Origin of the sequence: Pseudomonas sp. SG20052, from assembly GCF_031766055.1 — a bacterium.
Classification (GTDB): domain Bacteria; phylum Pseudomonadota; class Gammaproteobacteria; order Pseudomonadales; family Pseudomonadaceae; genus Aquipseudomonas; species Aquipseudomonas mandelii.
In genome coordinates, this window is sequence record NZ_CP134498.1 from 3,625,619 (window position 1) to 3,644,176 (window position 18,558).

Here is an 18,558-nt window from a genome sequence, read left to right on the forward strand (position 1 = left end):
GGCAGCAACCCCACTTTAATGCCACCCGGTGAATATGTGGGTAACGCAGGGTGAACGCCTAGGCAATGTCGGTGAATACACCACCTCGGCTATCTGTTGCTGTTGCGTTGTCCCATTTGTCCCACCTTTCAGAATCGAAGTGGGACGCCTGAGAGCGCCTAAATTCGCTGCGTCTCCCCACTGTCCTACTTTTTTATCTTCTTTCTCGTGTAAAGAAAGGAATTGAATAACACGCGTGCGCGCCACAGGCGCGTGCTGGTGCCCGCTCCGCTCACATGGGCGGGAAGCTCCAACGGGCGGGACGGTGGGACAGTCCAACAACGACAAGGCCCGCGCTTGTCCCACTACGTTAAAACTTAGCGGGACAAGGCGAGCCAGTGGGACAACAACTACCGGTGTTGTGCCTGGGGTCACGCAGCCTTCCCCATCAACATGCCGGCGATGCACAAATGCGCCTCATGCAAGCGCTGGTAATACGTGTCGCGACTACAACCGCAATGGGTGTACTTCTGAGACAGAAAGCTTTCGTGATTGCAGTAATGCTCCCACACCACCACCGACAACTGCGGTGGCAGGTGTTTGTTCACGATCAGCTCAATATCAGCCGATTCATCCAACAACACCCGACTCCCGCGAGTTCCGCGAATCAACTCCCCTTTGCACTCCATCAACATGGCGATCATGTTCCCGCCGCTCGCCCCGCCGAAAGACTCGGCCACCGGCGAATGCAGATCCTCAGCCCAAAGCTTGAGCATTTCATCAATTCGCTTAATCACCGAAGCAAGGCTCCTCGATCGGTTCCACCTTCAACGCCGAAGCGCCACCCCAACCCACCGGCTTCTTGTAAGCCCAAGGACGCTGCCCACTTTTCACCAACGCCGGCATCCGAGTACGCCGCCAACCAAGCCGGTGCATGATCGCCCCAACACGCATCTGCTCAGGCTTACCCCAATGACCGAAGTCGAGCTTCAGCGCATTCGTCAGCACCTCACTGCCAGATGTGGTTTCACCGATCTGCGATTCCTCCAACCAGGTCAGGATCGGCCCTTCCCACTCATCCACCACAAAGCGCTCTTCCTGCGCCTCGGCAAAGGTCGGCGCTTCATCAGGCGTCACCCACCAAATATCGCCGGCCTCGTAGCAAAACATCGCTTCTGCCCAAAGCTGGTCACGGATCTCACGCAGCAGCTCCAGGTCGACCTTGGTACAAGCCACCGGCCAATACCGCCGGTTGCCGGTGGCGTCCTTGAGATATTCGTCTTGGTTGGTCGTCCCCACGAACACACACTGGCGTGGCACGTCGTTCGTTCGGCGGCCGTAGCTTTCGCGGTAAGTATCGGTCGACGCTGAGAAGAACTGTTTGGCCTTGGTACTCTCGGCCTTGTTGAAGCTGTCCAGCTCCCCCAGCTCGACAATCCATTTGCCACGGATCGCCTGAAAGCCGTCCTTGTCGCCCAGGGCAAAGGGCGTATCCATGAACCACTCGCCACCGAGAATGCTCATTGCTGTCGACTTACCAGCGCCCTGCGCGCCTTCCAGAATCATCACCGAGTCAGCCTTGCAGCCGGGCCTCATTACCCGCCCTACCGCCGACAGCAGCCAGCGCTTACCGACCTTCGCCGAGTAGTCGCTGGCTTGAACGCCCATTACATCGGTGAGCCAACTTTCCAACCGAGGCACCCGATCCCATTCGAGCTTGTGCAGGTACTCCCGCACCGGATGAAATGCATGGTCATGAGCAACAACGCTCACCGCCTCGATCACCTGCGTCGACTTAACACGCAGGTTGTATTGCTGCGCGAGCCACTTCATCACCCGCACGTCATCGATGTCGGCCCAGTCGCCCGTACCGCCGCCATAAGGGGCAGAGCGCAGCTTGACGATCTTCGAACTGAAGGCGCTGTAGGTGATCACACCGGCCCAGCGTTCGTCGTTTCCAAGTATCAGTTCAACGTTTTGCATATGCGCGATAAGGGCACCGCTTTCGGTGCGAGCCAATTGGTCTTTCCAACCGCCCGCTGCCGGTGGCTTGACCACCGCCAGCACCTGACGCCGGACTGCCTCCAAGCCTTCGGCGATGTGCAGGTCATTGAAGTCCGTCCACTTGTCTTCCCGTTCACCGGAGAAGATCGGCGCAACCACCTGGCCACCGACGATCAGAGCAGCATTGTTGGCCTTCTCCTCACCGGGGTTCCAGGCATCACCGTTCGGGCGTTGGGTCTTCCAATCATCATCGCGACAGACAATCAGCGGGCGACCCGGGAAGCGCTCACGCATGGCCTTGCACACCACCAGCAGATTGCCCGCATCGAAAGCGATCGCCACCGTCAGCGATGTCGCCATATGCAGGCTGGCGCCCGTGGCGTAACCCTCACATACCAGCACCGGCTCCCCCGGTTCAGGGTGAGGCCCGATCAGGTGAAAAGCGCCTTCTTTCGACATCCCGTAAGGCCAGTAGGATTTATCCCGACCGGTGTCTTCCTGCTTAGTCGGAAAGACCACCTGCAGGCCAACGATCTGATCCCGCACGTTGCACATCGGCACCAAAAACGCGCCAGTGCGCGGCGCGTAACGAATACCAAAACCGACGACCTGCTTTCGGTCCAGATATTCGCTACGCCCCTTCTCAGGCATGCGCTTGAACAGTCCATCCGCGCGGTTCGCCGCTCGACGTGCAGCATTGAACGCTATCTCGGCGGCGCGACGCTTGGCGTCCTCTTGGCGAGCGCGCATAACCTCACGCTCTTCAGGCGACATCCGCCCCGCCTTCACTTTAATCTTTTGCGTTTCGCCCGAACGCCAGTCGCCGAAGCTGCCAAACATCAGCGTTTCGTCTTTCTCGGTCCGATGTTCATGGACGACATACCAACCGTTCTTTTCTTTGCCCTTATCCTGAGTCGTCTTGCAGCGGGTCAGCTTGCCAAAAATTAACGGCTGGTCCGGCTCAAGGCCGTAGTCTGCGAATTGACCCAATAACTCATCGAGCATGACGAGCCTCCCGCGATTCTTCGATCGACTGGCAAGGCACGCACTGCGAACAACCGGGCTGCGCTAAGCGACGCTCCTCCGGTATCGGATCATCACAACCTTCGCAGAACAGGAATGAATGCGCCGCCGAAGAGGGCTTGGCGGCGTTACGCGCAGCGAGCGCCTGATCAAGACGCTCCTGCACCAGGTCGTTGGCAAAATCAGCGATGTCAGCCACGGTCGACACCCCGCGTTGTTTGATTAACGTAGGTAGCGCGGTTGAACATCCCCAGCAGCCCTTGAATACCGCGAAACACCTGCAGGCGTATCGCGGCCAGTTCGTGGTCCGTCACCACACCGTCGCCGATGCTCTTCGCCCATGTCTCAGCCAAATCCGCGACCTGCCGGAAATACTCAGCAATGCCGGTGGTCAAGGTTTCAGGCATGTCGTTGGTGTACGCCTCGGCCAACTCCTGCCAAGTCGTATCCCCGACCAGCGCATGCACGGCATCCAGAATGCGGCGGTCCTTGGTCAACTCCAGGATCTCGCCGAATTCCTGAATGTTCACCGTGTGGCTGGGGTGAGTTGGAGACAGCTTGTGCTGCAGCGTGGTCGCGTTTCTGCCGGTGGTGGCGGCAATTGCAGCAGCGCCGCCGGGGTAGTCCCGGGCAGCATGGTAAAGCGCTAAATCGAGCGGCAGGATTTCCCGCTGCGCCCGTTCTACAGAACTCAGAGCGATTCGGCTCATGGCATTAATCCTTAAGGTTGCCAGTGCCGCGCGACATGCAGTGGTGATACATTTGCCGCGTGGCTTGAAAGGGCCCAAACGCCGGCTAGATCTTCAGGATCGAACCGGCACCGTGCCGAGGCGAACGATCCGTCGTTCACCCCTGGCGCAACAGCTGCCCAATCTGTGGTGGAAAAGGCAGCAACACCAAGGCATCCGTGCCTTGGAAAGCGCGGTAAAGAGAGGTGGTTAGCATGTGGTGTGCCCGCCTATCTTTATCGCGACCCGACAGCGCTGTGGTGGTGCGTGCTGGGAGGAACTAGGCGGCCTTTGGGTCGCCTTTTTTCTTGCTACGCAGCGGCTTTTTGAGGAGCCGAGGCGTCCAACAGCCAAACGGCTTGAAACGCATTGCCTTTCTGCTTCGCCGCAGTAGCCAGAAGCTCAGCGTATTTGGTTTCGCCGGTGTAATCCGTTCGTGGCAGGCATGCAGCCTGACGCCATTTGTTCAATGCCTGATAGCTTCTATTGCATACCTTCGCGGCGGCCCCGATGCCGCCTACGGCTTCAAAAGCGAACGCAATTGCGCTCGGAAAATCTGCAGGGTCCAACATGACAACCTCCACTTATCAACTCGCGGTTGATGTTATAGATCAACTGACTATTGCGCAACCTTTATGAGACTCTCAACTCATGGTTGATAAAAATGCACTCCGCGCAGCTTTCAGCGAGCGCCTTCACGAAGCCCTAAACGACGCCGGCGTACGTAGCCGGGGTCGAGGTGTGGACATCCATCGTCAGCTGAAAAGCTTGGGAGTTGAGAAAACCACTCAGGCAATCAGCAAGTGGCTAAACGGCGAAGCAATCGCAGAGGCGGATAGCATGTCTGCGCTTTGCTCATGGCTCAAGGTACGGCGGGAGTGGCTGGAGTACGGAGTGTTGCCAAAAGATCAAACTGGCGAAAGTAATGTTCACAGAATTGCCGTTGGTGACGAAAGCAACATCAGTGAAATCAATCAGCGCTTCGGCAAGGTTCCGCTGATTTCGTGGGTGCAGGCAGGGTCTTGGTGTGAAGCGATCTCAAATTTTGAATCTTACGATTCGGACTCTTGGCTGTCTTGCCCTGTTCAAATAAGTTCTCACGGATATGCTTTAAAAGTAATTGGTGATTCAATGACTAATCCCGGACCCGGCCGTAGCTATCCAGCCGGATGCATAATTTTTGTAGATCCAGAGGCCGAAACTAGAACAGGCGATCGGGTAATTGCGAGACTACCAAGAACCAACGAAGCTACTTTTAAGATCCTAGTTGAAGATGCAGGCTGCCAATACCTAAGACCAATAAACCCGCAGTATCCGATAATTGAAATCACGGAAGAAACTCATATATGCGGGAAAGTTGTCGGCGCCTTTGTGCCCGAATAATTGCTGAAAGCCGTAACAGCCTTCAGCAAACGATATTACAATTTTACTCCATACATATTCTCAACTCTAATTGAGTTCAGCTTGCTCTCAGAACCGATTTTCTCCAGAGCTTTCACTACTGTTTCGCCAATAGTAGTGTAGGCTCTCGCATCGTCCGTGTTTGAGGCCGACATGTTTCTAAACGAGAGTAGCCCATTCCTCAGTTTGGTCGTTAAATTTTCAGGAAAAGAATGCATCCACTGCACATAATCATCTACTGTCAAGGTCGCTAAATATGCGACATCCTCTGGACTCCAAGAGCGCTCAGCCCCCATCCGCCATGAAATATCATCAATATTAAGGTTCTTGCCCGCCTTACCCGCCTCAACAACTTTTGACCGAAGAGCTTCATTCTTAACGCGATCTAAACTCCAGGAAGACATGATTGCATCGTCCTTGAAGCTATCGTAATGAAGCGCAACATAATCATCGACATAAACATCAACTGTCTCCCCCAGCACCTCCAACATCTCGATAGCAGAGGAAAAGTCAGACAAAGAAATGCTCTTCAACTCTCTATCAAGGATGCTCTTAAGCCGAGCTTTAAACTCCTCGACATCATCCCCAAAGGAATCATGGTAAATTTTCCATGCACCCTTCAACTCAGAATCAACATTACCTTTTCGGTAACGTTCCTCTACATCGGCAAAGATAGGTAAGATGGTTTGCTCGTCGACATACCCACACTCTAAATAACTGCCGATTGGCGAGTCAAACTTAGACTCAGACATTTGCAAATCAATGTTTATGTTTTTGAATGCTAATTGCCCTTCAGTCAAGCTTTCTGCACTAGCGGAAAGATATTTAGCCCATGACCCTCCGATCAAGCTGCTTCGAAGATCAGTATAATTTATAAAATTACCGCCAAGATAATAGGATGAACACAACACTGCTGCGTGCAAATAAAACTCGCAAACCAAACCGGCATCTTTATCTTTCAGAAATTTAGCATGCGCGTTCAACAATGCCTTTAGCTTACGGAGCACCCTGACATTCTTCACTCCTATCCTTAGCACTATCGATTTTAAAAAATCGAAATGATCAAGTTCCGGCGAGAACACATGACCAAAATTTGTTTCACACGATGGATTATAAAGCAGTTCAACATCCACCACTTTTTCACGATACGATTCAAACTGCTCTAAATCCTTACCATCCTTATCAAAAGACTTCTCATTAAAAATCAAAACAACTTTGCAGGACTTGCGCTGAGCCAACTCATCCGCCAAGCCCATCAACTCTTTAATGCTTAACGCACTCCCCTTCCGCTCAATATCATCAAAACAAACAATATAATTATTTACTACATTGTATTCAACACTGGATAGCAGGCTTGAAAACTTGTCGAGCACTGGAATTTTCTTTGCCGTACCACTTATCACACCTAACCACGGGGCCTTCTTTTTCGCAAAATCCAAGGTGGACTTCACCTGCGGGAATTTTGAATAAAGAGTATTCGACTTCTCTAGTTCGACTTCAAAAGAACGAATAACACTTTCATCTGAGGCGATTGCTCTTCCACTTTGGAAGACACTAGCCTTAATATCTGCAAGAGAATTCTTCCCAAACAGGGAAACATAACTATATGCTATTTGTTTTAGATTTTTTTTCTGGATTCGACTATTAATGTATTGATCCCAAAAAAACGTTTTCCCTACTCCCCAATCGCCTCTGATCACTACAACTCCAGAGCTTGATTCAAAAAAAACATCAAAAGACTTTTTCAAAAATTCCATGCGTTCGACGTCCATTTTTAGTAACAGACCTGCATCATAGCAATGAGCCACACCCGCATCACCAGCTATTAGAACGTAAATCCTTGCTAATCAACTGATGGTTGTTGACACATATCAATTATTGGTTGATATTTGCCACACTCTTCCACCACAGAGCGAGGCAAAACCATGCACAACACTGCTACCTTGCACGTCCACCCGGCCGCTGCTGATCCCTTCCGAATCTTCGAAATACGCCGTCTGGCCCGCGAATGCGGCTGCACGTTTGTCACCACCAAACCAAAGCAGAAAGCCCGCACCACACCCGCTCCGTTCGATCCGAATGGCGGAGGCTATGCAGCATGAGCAAGTACAAGCTTGACAACCGCACCCTCCAACTGCTCAACGCCCAGGTCAACCTGACCGAGTCCTTCAACCACACGCTAAGGTCGACGCCTAAGCGCGAGGCTCTCTCGTTCCGCCTGAAAGTTGAGCGCAACACATCCGACACTCTTTTCACCGTCGAGCTGGGCAGCGATCGCCACACGCTGACCTTGAAGAACGAAAAAAAGATGCACCTCAAGCTGGCCGACTTCATCGAAGAGATCGCCAATGGCCCCTTCGACCCCAGCAACGCCGCCGACCTGTTGAACCTCCCCCACGCCAGCCGGCAATACGCCCGCTTCGATACTGAACACAAACAGCGGGTATTCGAGCTGGTGCGCACTGGTGGTGTGGTGAGCCTCGACATGGGTTTTGAGCTGCCCCTCCACGTCGCTTTGCATCGCACTCAAACCCGCTCGGGTGTCACCACCATCATGAGCATCGGCGAGAAACGGCCGCGCACCAAATGCTTCACCGTGTACGGAAGCGATGTCGAGATCTACGAGAAAGTGTCCGAGTCCATCAACCACTTGGCTGCGGCAGCAACTCCCGTCGCGCACGCTGCTTGAGGGAGGTCTCATGGAGCGCACACTAGCCCAAGCCGCGAAACACCTCGGCATCACTCGGCCAAAGCTGATCGACCTCATGCGGGCAAAAGGTCTCCTCAATAACCGGAACCTACCCGCCTACCCGACCCGCGATCGCGAATACCTGCGGGTCAAGGACAGCAACTGGTACCACGAGACCGCAGGCATGCAGTACAGCCAGTCAACCCGCGTCAGACAACCCGGCATCCATTGGCTGGCCGATCAACTGGGGCTGGATCTACCCGCCATCCTGGTAAACAACCGTGACGTGGCCTAGGGAGTACGCCCGCCAGATCGTCGCCATGCGCACACGCGAGGAGCGCAACGCCGCGCTCCTCGAAGTGCCTGAGCATCTGCGGGAGCTGACCAAAACACACTGCCTGAATGCATGGAATCATCCGAAACGGAAAAAAACCGATGAACAATGACCTAATTGATTACCTGTTGAAATCACTACTGGATTTGCCTCCTTCAGATCGAACACCTCAAAACGTGAAAAATGTGCTCAATCTAGCGGCCGAAGCTGCAGGCGCAGATTGCGCACAACTACTGACCGCGACATCCATAAAAACCATAAATCCAGAATGTACGTTAATCCGAATGGAAGAGGTTTCGAAGATAGTCGGACTCGCACGCTCGACCTTATACAAATTTATGAGCGATCCCGAAAACGACTTTCCTCGTCCCGTGAAGCTGTCAGCAGCAACCGGAAAGGGTGCCGCAGTAGCTTGGGTGCTTTCAGAAGTACACCAATGGGTCCGCTCTCGACTGGCATCTCGCTGCGAATATGAAAGTCGACAAGGGGCGAGACCGTGACTGCTAACCAGAATGAGTTGCGACTTAAACCCGCGCCAGAAACGGCCACCGTCGAGTTGCTCTACCGCACCTTCGGTGACGTGCTCATCCCGTTGGAAAAAGTCCGCGAGCAGTACTTCCGCAACCTCAACGAGCAATCGTTCGTGGCCGAGATCAACAGCGGACGGATTCAGCTACCCATCACCACGTTGGACACCAGCCGCAAGGCGCCGAAGTACGCGCACATCCGGCATGTCGCTTCACTGATCGACATCCGCGCCTACAAGGCAGACGAAGAGATGCTGCGACCGCAGGACGAATCAACCGACTAAGACACCTGACCCAACGGCTGCCACCACCAGCCCACGATAACACCAGGAGCACACCACATGACTGCAATTCAAATCTGCGCATTGATCGGCCTCATCATCGGCGCCGCCCTTCTCTACTGGACCGGCTACCGAGACGGCCTGCTCGATGGCCGCATCTCAGCAGGCATTATTGCCCCTCTCAGCGCCACTGCCGAGGCACTTATACCCCACGAGAAGCTGCGCGAGGCAGCCACACCTGATGCAACGCTAATCGCTCAAAATCGCCCGTCCGCGCAGCCTGCTGTGGGGTATACGCAGGTACAAGCGGTCACCATCGTTCTGGAGGCAGCATGAACAGAGAGAGCTCGTTTCAGCTGCCGAGTGAGACGCTTACAGAAGATGAGTTAGCCGCTATTACAGGCTACAAGATTCCGTCCTGCCAACGTCAGTGGCTGCAACGCAATGCTTGGGAACACGTGCTCACAGCCGCACAACGCCCCGTTGTAGGTCGCGTGTACGCCCGCCTGAAGCTAGCTGGGGTTAAACCATCAGCAACCAATGCTGTAGCTGAAGCCTGGTCCCTTGATCTCTCACGTGTAGGTTGACGATGCGCCAGAAGAAAGCCGCAAACCGGGATCTGCCGCCACGGATGATCCGTCGTAGCCGCAAAAGAAAGAACGGCAGTACCTGGGTAGGCTACTACTACAACGGTCGGGACGCCGAAGGGAACCGAGTCGAAATTCCGCTTGGCGGCGACCTCGATGAAGCCAAAGTCGAATGGGCACGTCTGGACCGCAAAGCCACACCCAAGCCTGCTCACCTGATGGGCAGGTTTTTCGACGACTATGAAAGAAAGGTCATCCCTGGGCTGAAGCCCGGCACCCAAAAGGACTACTTGAAAGGCCTCAAACAACTACGTAACGCGTTCGAATCAGCCCCTGTAGAAGCGGTCACCCCGCAAGTGATCGCCCAGTATCGCGACGCCAGAACAGCAAAGGTGCGCGCCAACCGCGAGATCGCCCTCCTCTCGACCATATTCACCTTTGCCCGCGAATGGGGGCTCACTGAAAAGGCAAACCCTTGCGCCCGCTTACGCAGGAACAAGGAAACACCCCGTGACTTCTACGCAGGCAAAATTGTTTGGGATGCGGTGTACACAGAGGCACCGCCCGAGCTGAAAGACGCAATGGACCTGGCCTACCTGACCGGCCAGCGCCCCGCCGATGTGCTCAAAGCATCAACTGCCGACTTGAACAACGGGTTCCTGATGGTAGGCCAGGGCAAGACTGAGAAACGCTTGCGCATCCGTCTACACGACGGCGCAGATGCATCAGGGCTCAGCACCTTCCTCGACGCCCTGCTCGAGCGCAAAGCCATCGCCGGCATCAGGAGTTCAAGCCTGATCACCAACCAGGCGGGCCTGCGAATGAGTTACGCAATGCTGAGAAATCGGTGGGATGAAGCCCGAGAAAAAGCAGTCGCGAAGGCCGCGGCTGATGGTGATGCAACGCTTGCCGCCGCGATCCGCCAGTTCCAATTCCGCGACATCCGACCAAAAGCTGCCAGCGAAATTGACGACATTAGTCATGCTAGTCGCCTGCTTGGCCACTCAACGCAGGAGATGACGAAAAAGGTTTATCGCCGTGTTGGTGAAATTGTGCGACCCACAAAATAACTAAAGGCCGCGATAGGTTGCTACCAGTAGGTTATCCCTGAGAAGACAATCGACCCAATATAGCTGCCGCTGGCCAAAGGCAGAATACGGCCAGAAGCAATGGGATGGACTCCTCCTCACCTCGGCATCTTGAGTGCCAGACTGAAGGTACGAACCGCAGTCAACCGTGAGAAGGAGTCCACACATGAAGCTTATGCGCATTGGGGTCGACTTGGCCAAGAACGTGTTTCAGATCCACGGCGTGGATCGTCATGAGCAGCCAGTCTGGCGGCAGCGTCTGCCTCGCGATCGCTGGCTGCAAACGGTGCTGGAGAAGACCGAACCCGGCTGTGAGATCGGCATGGAAAGTTGTAGCGGTGCGCACCATTGGGCGCGGCAGCTACAGGCACGCGGATTTCAGGTGAGGCTGATCGCGCCTCAGTTCGTCAAACCGTACGTCAAGAGCAACAAAAACGACGCCAACGATGCCGAGGCAATCTGTGAGGCGATGAGCCGCCCCAGCATGCGCTTCGTCGCCGTCAAGACCATCGAACAACAGGATATCCAGGCGACGCATCGCATCCGGGCCGGCTTAATTGAACAGCGGACCGCCAAAGCCAATCAGGTTCGTGGGCTGATCGCCGAGTACGGCCTCATTGCGCCGAAGGAGTTACTGATGCTGCGTCGCGCAATACCGTGCTGGCTAGAAGATGCGGATAACGGTTTGACGATACGTTTTCGTCGTCTGCTGAAGGGTTTGTGGGATGACCTGCGCGCACTTGATGAGCGCGTGGGCGAACTCAATGGCGAGATATCTGCGATCGCGGCATGTGAGCCAATGGCCGTCCGTTTACAGCAGCTGCGTGGAGTCGGCCCGATGATTGCCACCGCGCTGGTTGCTGCCATCGGTGATGCCAGTCAGTTTGCCAACGGCCGACAACTGGCCGCCTCGCTAGGGTTGACGCCAAAGCAACACAGCTCTGGCGGCAAGGATCGACTGCTTGGCATTAGCAAACGCGGGGATGCTTATCTGCGAACGCTGATGATCCACGGTGCGCGGTCGGCACTGCGCACAGCAAAATCCAAAGACGATCGACTCAGCCAGTGGGCTGTCCGTTTAGCCGAACGTTCACATCCCAACGTGGCCGCTATCGCACTGGCCAACAAAACTGCACGCATGGCCTGGGCGATGCTGCGCAACGGCACTGATTACCAACCGGATCGGGCAGCGGCCTGAATTATTCACTCCAGGAGAATCCCCCCCACACCACGATTGCGAAGCAACCCGAGCAATGGCAAACCGGTCGAACCGGCGTCGGCAAAACCCTCTAATGTCCAGGTGCGTAAAGCACGTAGAAGCGATTGGGAGCCGACGCGCGAATAGCCCATCATGGCCCTGCATCAAAACGATGCCGTTGTAAGAGGCCGAATATACGTGTGCAGTCGGCACGGGCGCCAAAGCGAAGGAGGCTTGCAACGAGGAGGAGTCCATATACGGTCATTGGTGACCGTCATAAATCGGCCAATAACAGTTGCTCAAAAGTGGCAAAAATATGAATCGCCATCAATAGCAAGGGCAACCGTCATTTAATTAATCGAAGAGGACTACGGTGGTCTCGAGCTAATATGCCGCGAGACCACTAGAGTCTAGATTAAATCAAATCAGATAAGTTAATCCTGAACGGTTACAGCTACCGAAGCGCTAAGTCGCGCATAAAAATAAGATGATGCTATGTCTAGTCTATCTACGGAAAATGAAGCCTTGATCAAGATCTTATTCAAGCGAATGATTGTTTTTCTCTCCAATTCATCATTACCTCTTAGCCGCCAGAGCAATGAGCTATACCTAAACAACTGTAGAAGATTTTGATAATCGCGACGCTCGATAAAAATCTTCCACAATATATCATGGCATTTGTTGAAGTGATTACCAAAGTGCTCATTATACAGATAATGATAAAGCCTGATTAAATGATGCTCCTCCGCAGTAGTCAGTTTGAAATTCGTATCATTTTTTAATGAAACCTGCCCAAGCCCTACCATTGCCCGCATTACGTCATAACTATCACTATTATCCTTTGCGTCTTTAGCTATTGCTCGCAATTTTGCTACTTTTTCATCATCATCTTTAATTGCATAAGCACGTGATAGTGCAATTGTCACCGCGACCGTCTTGGCACCTTTTTTTCGTGCCTTATCCTCTAACTTGGAAAGAGCCAAAGCTAAATTGAGTTCGTTTTCTTCTGTAGCCTCTATGATTATATGTTGAGCACTAAAGGCGGAGTTGCTGCTCTTATCTAGGTCGATTACTTTTTTAGCATATAAAACCGCATCTTCGGACTCTCCCAGAGTCTCTGAGCAAAGAGCGATATTCATATAAACACTAACCAGCGTTGTCTTGTCTTTAAAGTATGGTAACGCTGCCAGTAAGATTTCTTTTGCCATTACTGTACTGCTTTCGCCGTCAAGCATTCTCAAAGCTTTAGCGTATAGAAAATCTAAGTAATATTTATCCTCTTCCGTCATCTCACCTTCTAGTAAGGGGGTGATGTACTGAAAGAGTTCGCATGCTCCTCTGTAATAATCGCCGACCAACAATGAAGCACCATGATATTTTACCAATTCCAACGCAGTATTTATCTTGCGAGAACTATCTAGGAAATCCACAACGATTTTCTGAATGATGGAGCGAGCGTTGTCTAACTCAGCAGGAACACGTCCGGGCTTGTCAAATCTTAGGCTGTGAGGCGGTTTGAAAGCCCCCATCATCCACGATGGCCCAAAGTATGAAGTCGCAGCATACTCATCAAGTTTCTTGCGCTCCTTGTCAGTAAGTCTCGACTGCACCCATTCGCGAACAGGGCGAGTTGCTATAAGTCGCTTAGTCTTGTTCGCGCGTGAGCCGTTCTCAAGTTGACTGATCTCTACTCCTTGTATAAAACCTCGCTGCTCCAGTATTTGAGCGTGATCAAAAAAAACTGGTTTAGTACGGTCGAAGTTTTTAATCTTTGCGAGCTCTTCGCCTTGTGGGAAAACGCAAAGAATTTTCAGCAGTAAATAAGCGCGCTGCATACCAGGATCTTTCGACTCCGATAGCTCAAGCATTGCCCTATTTAAAGAGCCATCAGGTAAGGGTATTTCTGAATTCGATGACGTTACTTCGCTCAGTGACGCAACACGCAGGTTGCGAAGATCATTTTCGATCAGATTAGGCAGCCCGTCTGTGTGCTGAAAAAGCTTAAGATAATCATCAATGTTTAATCCTTTAATACCCAAGCGATGATTCTCAATAAAACTTCGGGTATCGGCTTGGTCGAGCGCCACAATTTCCAATATATTTTCATTACCAGCCGGAGGAGGCTGCCTGCTCAAAAGTATAACGCTTAGGCTTGGGCAATATGAAAGTATAATTTCTACTAACTCGCAAATCTCCCTGTAAAGTCTCAAAGACTCGTCAGGATTGCTGGTAAAAGGTACCTCTTCAAATATCAGGTATGGATTAGACAATTTAGACAGATTTTCGCACATGGACTCGAAGCTGAAGCCGTAACGCGCCTTAACCAGTTCGAAAAACTGATTCCGGTCAGTATAACTACTTAGGTCTATTGAGTAGTTGCATGACCGCTCATGCGACATTGTTTTTTGTATTGCCCAAATAAACCCTTGATCCCCCATACCCCATTCAGAAGCCAACCAAAGTACTCTTGTGTTCTTTAGTGCTGAACACGCCGCATCGAGCTGTATTGCCCTAACGCAAAGTGCTTCTGGTGCCTCTACAAAAACCTTTTCGATGACATCTATGTTCACAACAGAGCCGGCATCCGATACCTGGACTAGTTGTGCACTAAGATCAGACAGCTTTTCCTCGTCCCATTTTCCTTTGGAAACGGCACTGTTAGCAGCCGCTAGCTGTAAATCAAAAGAATGCACAATCTTATTAGAGTTGTCGATTGGTAGTGTAAAATCAGCACCTATTTTTCGCTCTCCCGCAACATCCCTCGCGGCACGCGGCAACAATGTGAGAGTTGCTTTTCCGTCGCCTGTAACTTCAACAATGTTCAAAGAGTAGCCGTGGCGTCTTTCTTCATTGTTAGTACCAAAATTTTCCAAACCAAACAGCGAAGCACTTTGGATTGAGCGCTTAGTCTGCATACCCAAGTGGTTGTGCTGATACGCACCAGCAGCATGCATGTGGCCAAATAAATGTGCATTAAAACGACCGCTGATATCTATTTCTTTATTGAAAACGTTAAGGCTTTCAGGGTGTAACCAATCTAACGGGTGATGTGTTACCAATAAGTTCATGTCATGCAACTTAGTCCAGCTTGTAGCGTCCCCCGATGTCACCATTCCAAGTTGAGCTGGGTCAATATGAAGTTTGCCTTTGTAATCGCTGCCATCAAGTTGAAGCCACGTTGAATTCAAGCCAATCAAACCTATTTTCAGTTCGCCTGCAGTGAATATCGATGAGCTATCCCCAGGGACAACCCCCGCAACCGAGTCAAGGATTGGAATTCCAGCAGCTTTCAAACTACTCTTCCAAGCTTCAAAATTTTCGAAGTATTTTGAAATTGAAGATCTTAAAGCTTCAGCATCTTTAGTCCAAAAGGAATTTCTAAGAGTCGGGTTATTCCACCAATTATCCAATGCTAATTTGACAGGATCTAAAGCATGAGGTCTAACAAGGTCATGATTCCCAGGAACGCAAAACAGTTTTGGCTGAAAACCTCCTTCATCGAATACTCTCCACATTTCCTGCAGTGTGGTTGTCAGCGATGAAAACTCAGCTGCCTCGCCTTTTTGCGTAAGATCACCAGAAAATATAACAACGTCCCATTTTCCATGCTCTGCTTGAAGAAATCTAAAGTCTTCGTAGACCTGATGTTTAACATTCGGCCACATCCATTTGTGACTTTTCATTCCGACGTGCAAATCACTTAGATGAAGCCAGGAAAAACGCGAACTCATTTAGTAAATCCCTTTAAATGGAAACATAATGCCTAACGATATCACCGATCAATTCGAATAAAAAAGGTGAAAATAAGATTTTGGTTCGCGAAAGGAGTATTGCACGCCACCGATGACGGCTAGCGCCCCCATCTAAAGCCCGCTTTGCATCTTGCTACGACAATATGGTCACCGGAAAAGCTCGTTTCGCTAAATCAGGGACGCAGGAAATAGCAATTTTTTATATATGGTCTCGGCATAGGCCCGTTTCACTCGGAAGCTGCTGTCGATACCGTGTCATCGATTTTCTTGTCCCTAATCCTACCGGTCGGTCTACGCTCGAGTTTATGCATCCATCACATGCTTAAAATGCACACAAGTCCACCGGTTTGGACTCGCTAGCCGGACAAAAGCGAACGACCACTACTCAACGAATAAGGCCACTCGCGGACGACTACTAATGGCCGATTGCGGCCTGACACTACTCTGATCCTAGGTACCCCATCATTCGCAGTTGCGGAACACCGCCCAAAAATTGCGGAACACGTCACTTTCCCAAGGGCAATAAAAAACCCCGTAGATCGTTGATCTACGGGGCTATTTATAGTGGAGGCCGAGGTCGGAATCGAACCGGCGTAGGTGGATTTGCAATCCACTGCATAACCATTTTGCTACTCGGCCTCAAACATCTGATGTCATGTAGCGCAACATCAAATGTGTACAAACCTGGAACAGGAAACGAGCTTATGATTCACGCTCTATCTCCTTGAAAACATTGAGCTTTTTCAGCCGTCTGTGCTTTCGATGGCGTGAATTATGTACTCATTTCCTGAGGCTGGCAACCCCTTGATTTCAAAAAAAATTCTGGCAGCACGTTTTCTTGGCCCCGGGTGTTTGTGCCCTTCCCTCTGACCGCCCGAGCATCGATTCGACAGCCAGGCAACAAGAGACTGATCATAAGGTGATGGGCTTGGTATCCGATCCCTGCAAGGTTGTCGTTTTCCGGCAATACCTCCGGGATCGGACCTCAAGTGGTGAATCGCCCTCGTCGATAGTCACCTTGCTGCAAGATAACAAAGCCGTCGATGCACTGACGTATACCTCCCGGGGCGGGATAGCGCAGCTTGACGCACCGCTTTCCTGGGAATACACGCAGCATGACAAAGTGTCCTTGCACATGAGGGGCAATTTCGGAAGTTCGTCGACGGCCGGCCGGTTCCAAAATCTGGGCGTATCGCTACTCTTGCAACTGGCTGAGACCAACAAGAACATTTCCCAGTCAGTCCTTCGCTCATCGACTGGAAGGCCTCTTGAAGCTGGCGAACTGGCGGCTGCCCAAGCCAAACTCCATAGTGGCATCGCAGATAACTCCATCAGCCTCACGCTGAATACAGCGAGTGGCAAAACTATCCAACTGACCCTCTCCAGTCAGGACAATGCGCTGGCGGTAAAGGCGCAGGTCGAGGGTGGTGATCTCAGCAAAGAAGAACTTGCTGCGCTGGGCGCAATGGCAGATGGATTTGAGTCGGCCATTCAAGGGCTCACTGCGGTGCCTCCGCAACTCAAACTGGACACCTTGATTCAGTTCGACTCCAAGGTGTTTTCCTCGGTCGATCTGGTGACACGATTCAAGCTCAGCGATGACAGCACGCAGACCCTTGAGCTGCATGCCGATGCAAGCCAGCGCCGGGTAAGCATGAAGGGCGCATCGGGCGATCTCAACATAGCCGTGGACTTGAAAAATGCTGCGATTCTGGGCAACAGCACTCAGAAGGCCAAGGCGCTTGAGGGGTACATCCGTCAAATAGAAGCGGCGCGCGACCGAGGCGACGGCGACCGACACCTGCTATCGATGTTCGAAAGTGCGTTTAAGGCCGTTCACACAAATTACTCGGAAAGCCTCGCCGCAACCGTGCGGCAGCCCCCAGGCTCGAACTACCTGACAGACACCGACCGCAGCTTGCTTACCGGCTTGGCCGATTTCAGTGCGACGGTCACCGAGAAGACTGTAAACGGCAATCCTGCGCGGCCTGCCGAACTTGATTCATTCAGCTATGACGTGTCCCAATCCACGCAATCCAAAGGTGCGAATCGGCTCAATCGCACCCTTGTTCAGGATCAGCAATCCCATCTGGCAGCCCAGTACCATAAGCCTCTGTATGCCGGGCAAAAGCTGGAACTGACGACGGACTCGGAATCGCAGAATTACCTGTACTACCAGATCAACGATCAGGCCAGCAGCACGAGCCGCATCGGTTATGCCGAAGGTGAGTTGGTCGAGGCGTCCATCAGCCATTCGGCAAGCCAGTCCACTCGCATTGCCAAATACGTAAAGGGGAATTTGGAAGAAGACAATTTGACGCCTGCCTCATCCTCGAAGACGCAGAATCTTCTCGTCGTTCTGCAACAGGCACTGCAGCAGGATAAGGCGGCGAATCTGGGACGAGGCAGGTCATTTCTCGAATACACCTTGGCCGCTATCCAGGACAAAGTAATGTTGGTCAGCGATCCGAGTGAAATCAAGGATTGACCCGTCAACCGAGCGAGAGAGAGTCACTCATACCGGGTCTGGGGCAGATTTATGACCTGCCCTTGTTATTACCGACGGCATGCACGATGAGCCAACTTGTTGAGCGGGGATGGTGCGGAGAAATACCTGGCAAATGCCGCGGGTGATTCTTTAATACAGATAACCGAGTCTATTTCTCAGATCAACGAGCGAAATCTGGTCATTGCAAGCGCTTCGGAGGAGCAGGCACAAGTATCTAGAGAGGTTGATCGTAATCTGGTTAATATCCGCGACCTGTCGACTCAGTCTGCGGCAGGTGCCAATCAAACCAGTGCGGCCAGTAATGAGTTGTCACGGCTGGCTGTTGATCTAAGTGGAATGGTGACTCGATTTATAGTTTAACCACAGAAAAAATGCCAAAAGTGTGGCGAATTACAACGTTCTCGTCACCCGGCATTGTGATGCCGTGCGCACGTCCGCCCGCAATCGGACGGAACACG

Annotated in this window: 18 protein-coding genes, 1 tRNA gene and 1 pseudogene; 12 read left to right on the forward strand and 8 right to left on the reverse strand. The window is 52.1% G+C overall.

What is annotated here, in order from left to right; all coding sequences use genetic code 11:
* Nucleotides 1–410 precede the first annotated feature (410 nt).
* From RHP74_RS16650 to RHP74_RS16670, 5 genes are all read right to left on the reverse strand, one after another.
* A complete protein-coding gene (locus tag RHP74_RS16650; RefSeq protein ID WP_311095882.1) occupies nt 411–776 on the reverse strand; it encodes a hypothetical protein in 366 nt (121 codons plus the stop codon).
* Nucleotides 769–2,988: a VapE domain-containing protein gene (locus RHP74_RS16655; protein ID WP_311095883.1), complete on the reverse strand. Its 2,220-nt coding sequence runs from the start codon at nt 2,986–2,988 to the stop codon at nt 769–771. The genes RHP74_RS16650 and RHP74_RS16655 overlap by 8 nt, the downstream gene beginning before the upstream one ends.
* Entirely contained in the window at nt 2,978–3,205 is a 228-nt protein-coding gene (locus RHP74_RS16660) for a TraR/DksA family transcriptional regulator (protein WP_311095884.1), read from the reverse strand. Before RHP74_RS16660 ends, RHP74_RS16655 begins: the two co-directional genes overlap by 11 nt.
* Complete coding sequence (locus tag RHP74_RS16665; RefSeq protein WP_059181269.1) at nt 3,198–3,716, reverse strand: phage regulatory CII family protein; 519 nt, start codon at nt 3,714–3,716, stop codon at nt 3,198–3,200. The genes RHP74_RS16660 and RHP74_RS16665 overlap by 8 nt, the downstream gene beginning before the upstream one ends.
* 329 nt (nt 3,717–4,045) lie before the next feature.
* On the reverse strand, nt 4,046–4,306 hold the full coding sequence (locus tag RHP74_RS16670) for a hypothetical protein (protein ID WP_311095885.1): 261 nt from the start codon (nt 4,304–4,306) through the stop codon (nt 4,046–4,048).
* Nucleotides 4,307–4,385: 79 nt separating this feature from the next.
* Here RHP74_RS16670 and RHP74_RS16675 point away from each other — a divergent pair, with 79 nt between their 5' ends.
* Entirely contained in the window at nt 4,386–5,117 is a 732-nt protein-coding gene (locus tag RHP74_RS16675) for a S24 family peptidase (RefSeq protein ID WP_311095886.1), read from the forward strand.
* A 35-nt stretch (nt 5,118–5,152) separates the two neighbouring features.
* Here the strand turns inward: RHP74_RS16675 and RHP74_RS16680 are convergent, their stop codons facing one another.
* Complete coding sequence (locus tag RHP74_RS16680) at nt 5,153–6,892, reverse strand: P-loop NTPase fold protein (protein ID WP_311095887.1); 1,740 nt, start codon at nt 6,890–6,892, stop codon at nt 5,153–5,155.
* A gap of 168 nt (nt 6,893–7,060) precedes the next feature.
* Between RHP74_RS16680 and RHP74_RS16685 the strand changes: the two genes are divergently transcribed.
* The 9 genes from RHP74_RS16685 (at nt 7,061) to RHP74_RS16725 (ending at nt 11,839) form a co-directional block, all read left to right on the forward strand.
* Nucleotides 7,061–7,237, forward strand: coding sequence for a hypothetical protein (locus RHP74_RS16685; protein WP_311095888.1), 177 nt, complete (start codon nt 7,061–7,063; stop codon nt 7,235–7,237).
* Nucleotides 7,234–7,824, forward strand: coding sequence for a hypothetical protein (locus tag RHP74_RS16690; RefSeq protein ID WP_311095889.1), 591 nt, complete (start codon nt 7,234–7,236; stop codon nt 7,822–7,824). Before RHP74_RS16685 ends, RHP74_RS16690 begins: the two co-directional genes overlap by 4 nt.
* 10 nt (nt 7,825–7,834) lie before the next feature.
* Nucleotides 7,835–8,119, forward strand: a complete 285-nt coding sequence (locus RHP74_RS16695; protein WP_311095890.1) for a phage antirepressor KilAC domain-containing protein — start codon at nt 7,835–7,837, stop codon at nt 8,117–8,119.
* Nucleotides 8,120–8,259: 140 nt separating this feature from the next.
* Complete coding sequence (locus RHP74_RS16700) at nt 8,260–8,658, forward strand: AlpA family transcriptional regulator (protein WP_311095891.1); 399 nt, start codon at nt 8,260–8,262, stop codon at nt 8,656–8,658.
* Entirely contained in the window at nt 8,655–8,969 is a 315-nt protein-coding gene (locus RHP74_RS16705; protein ID WP_311095892.1) for a pyocin activator PrtN family protein, read from the forward strand. The genes RHP74_RS16700 and RHP74_RS16705 overlap by 4 nt, the downstream gene beginning before the upstream one ends.
* Nucleotides 8,970–9,026: 57 nt before the next feature.
* Nucleotides 9,027–9,302: a hypothetical protein gene (locus tag RHP74_RS16710; RefSeq protein ID WP_311095893.1), complete on the forward strand. Its 276-nt coding sequence runs from the start codon at nt 9,027–9,029 to the stop codon at nt 9,300–9,302.
* Nucleotides 9,299–9,553, forward strand: a complete 255-nt coding sequence (locus RHP74_RS16715) for a DUF4224 domain-containing protein (protein ID WP_311095894.1) — start codon at nt 9,299–9,301, stop codon at nt 9,551–9,553. Before RHP74_RS16710 ends, RHP74_RS16715 begins: the two co-directional genes overlap by 4 nt.
* 2 nt (nt 9,554–9,555) lie before the next feature.
* The gene (locus tag RHP74_RS16720) at nt 9,556–10,623 is read left to right on the forward strand and encodes a tyrosine-type recombinase/integrase (RefSeq protein ID WP_311095895.1); all 1,068 of its coding nucleotides are present in this window, start codon (nt 9,556–9,558) and stop codon (nt 10,621–10,623) included.
* A gap of 184 nt (nt 10,624–10,807) precedes the next feature.
* On the forward strand, nt 10,808–11,839 hold the full coding sequence (locus RHP74_RS16725; RefSeq protein WP_311095896.1) for an IS110 family transposase: 1,032 nt from the start codon (nt 10,808–10,810) through the stop codon (nt 11,837–11,839).
* 434 nt (nt 11,840–12,273) lie between these two features.
* Here the strand turns inward: RHP74_RS16725 and RHP74_RS16730 are convergent, their stop codons facing one another.
* Together RHP74_RS16730 and RHP74_RS16735 are read right to left on the reverse strand one after the other, a co-directional pair.
* Nucleotides 12,274–15,570, reverse strand: coding sequence for a metallophosphoesterase (locus tag RHP74_RS16730; RefSeq protein WP_311095897.1), 3,297 nt, complete (start codon nt 15,568–15,570; stop codon nt 12,274–12,276).
* A 586-nt stretch (nt 15,571–16,156) separates the two neighbouring features.
* Nucleotides 16,157–16,230 (reverse strand) — tRNA-Cys (locus tag RHP74_RS16735).
* A gap of 379 nt (nt 16,231–16,609) precedes the next feature.
* On the opposite strand from RHP74_RS16735, the gene RHP74_RS16740 reads away from it, so the two are divergent.
* The gene (locus tag RHP74_RS16740; protein ID WP_311095898.1) at nt 16,610–18,079 is read left to right on the forward strand and encodes a lactate dehydrogenase; all 1,470 of its coding nucleotides are present in this window, start codon (nt 16,610–16,612) and stop codon (nt 18,077–18,079) included.
* A gap of 126 nt (nt 18,080–18,205) precedes the next feature.
* Nucleotides 18,206–18,460, forward strand: a pseudogene (locus RHP74_RS16745) (methyl-accepting chemotaxis protein); the annotation flags it as partial.
* Nucleotides 18,461–18,558 lie beyond the last annotated feature (98 nt).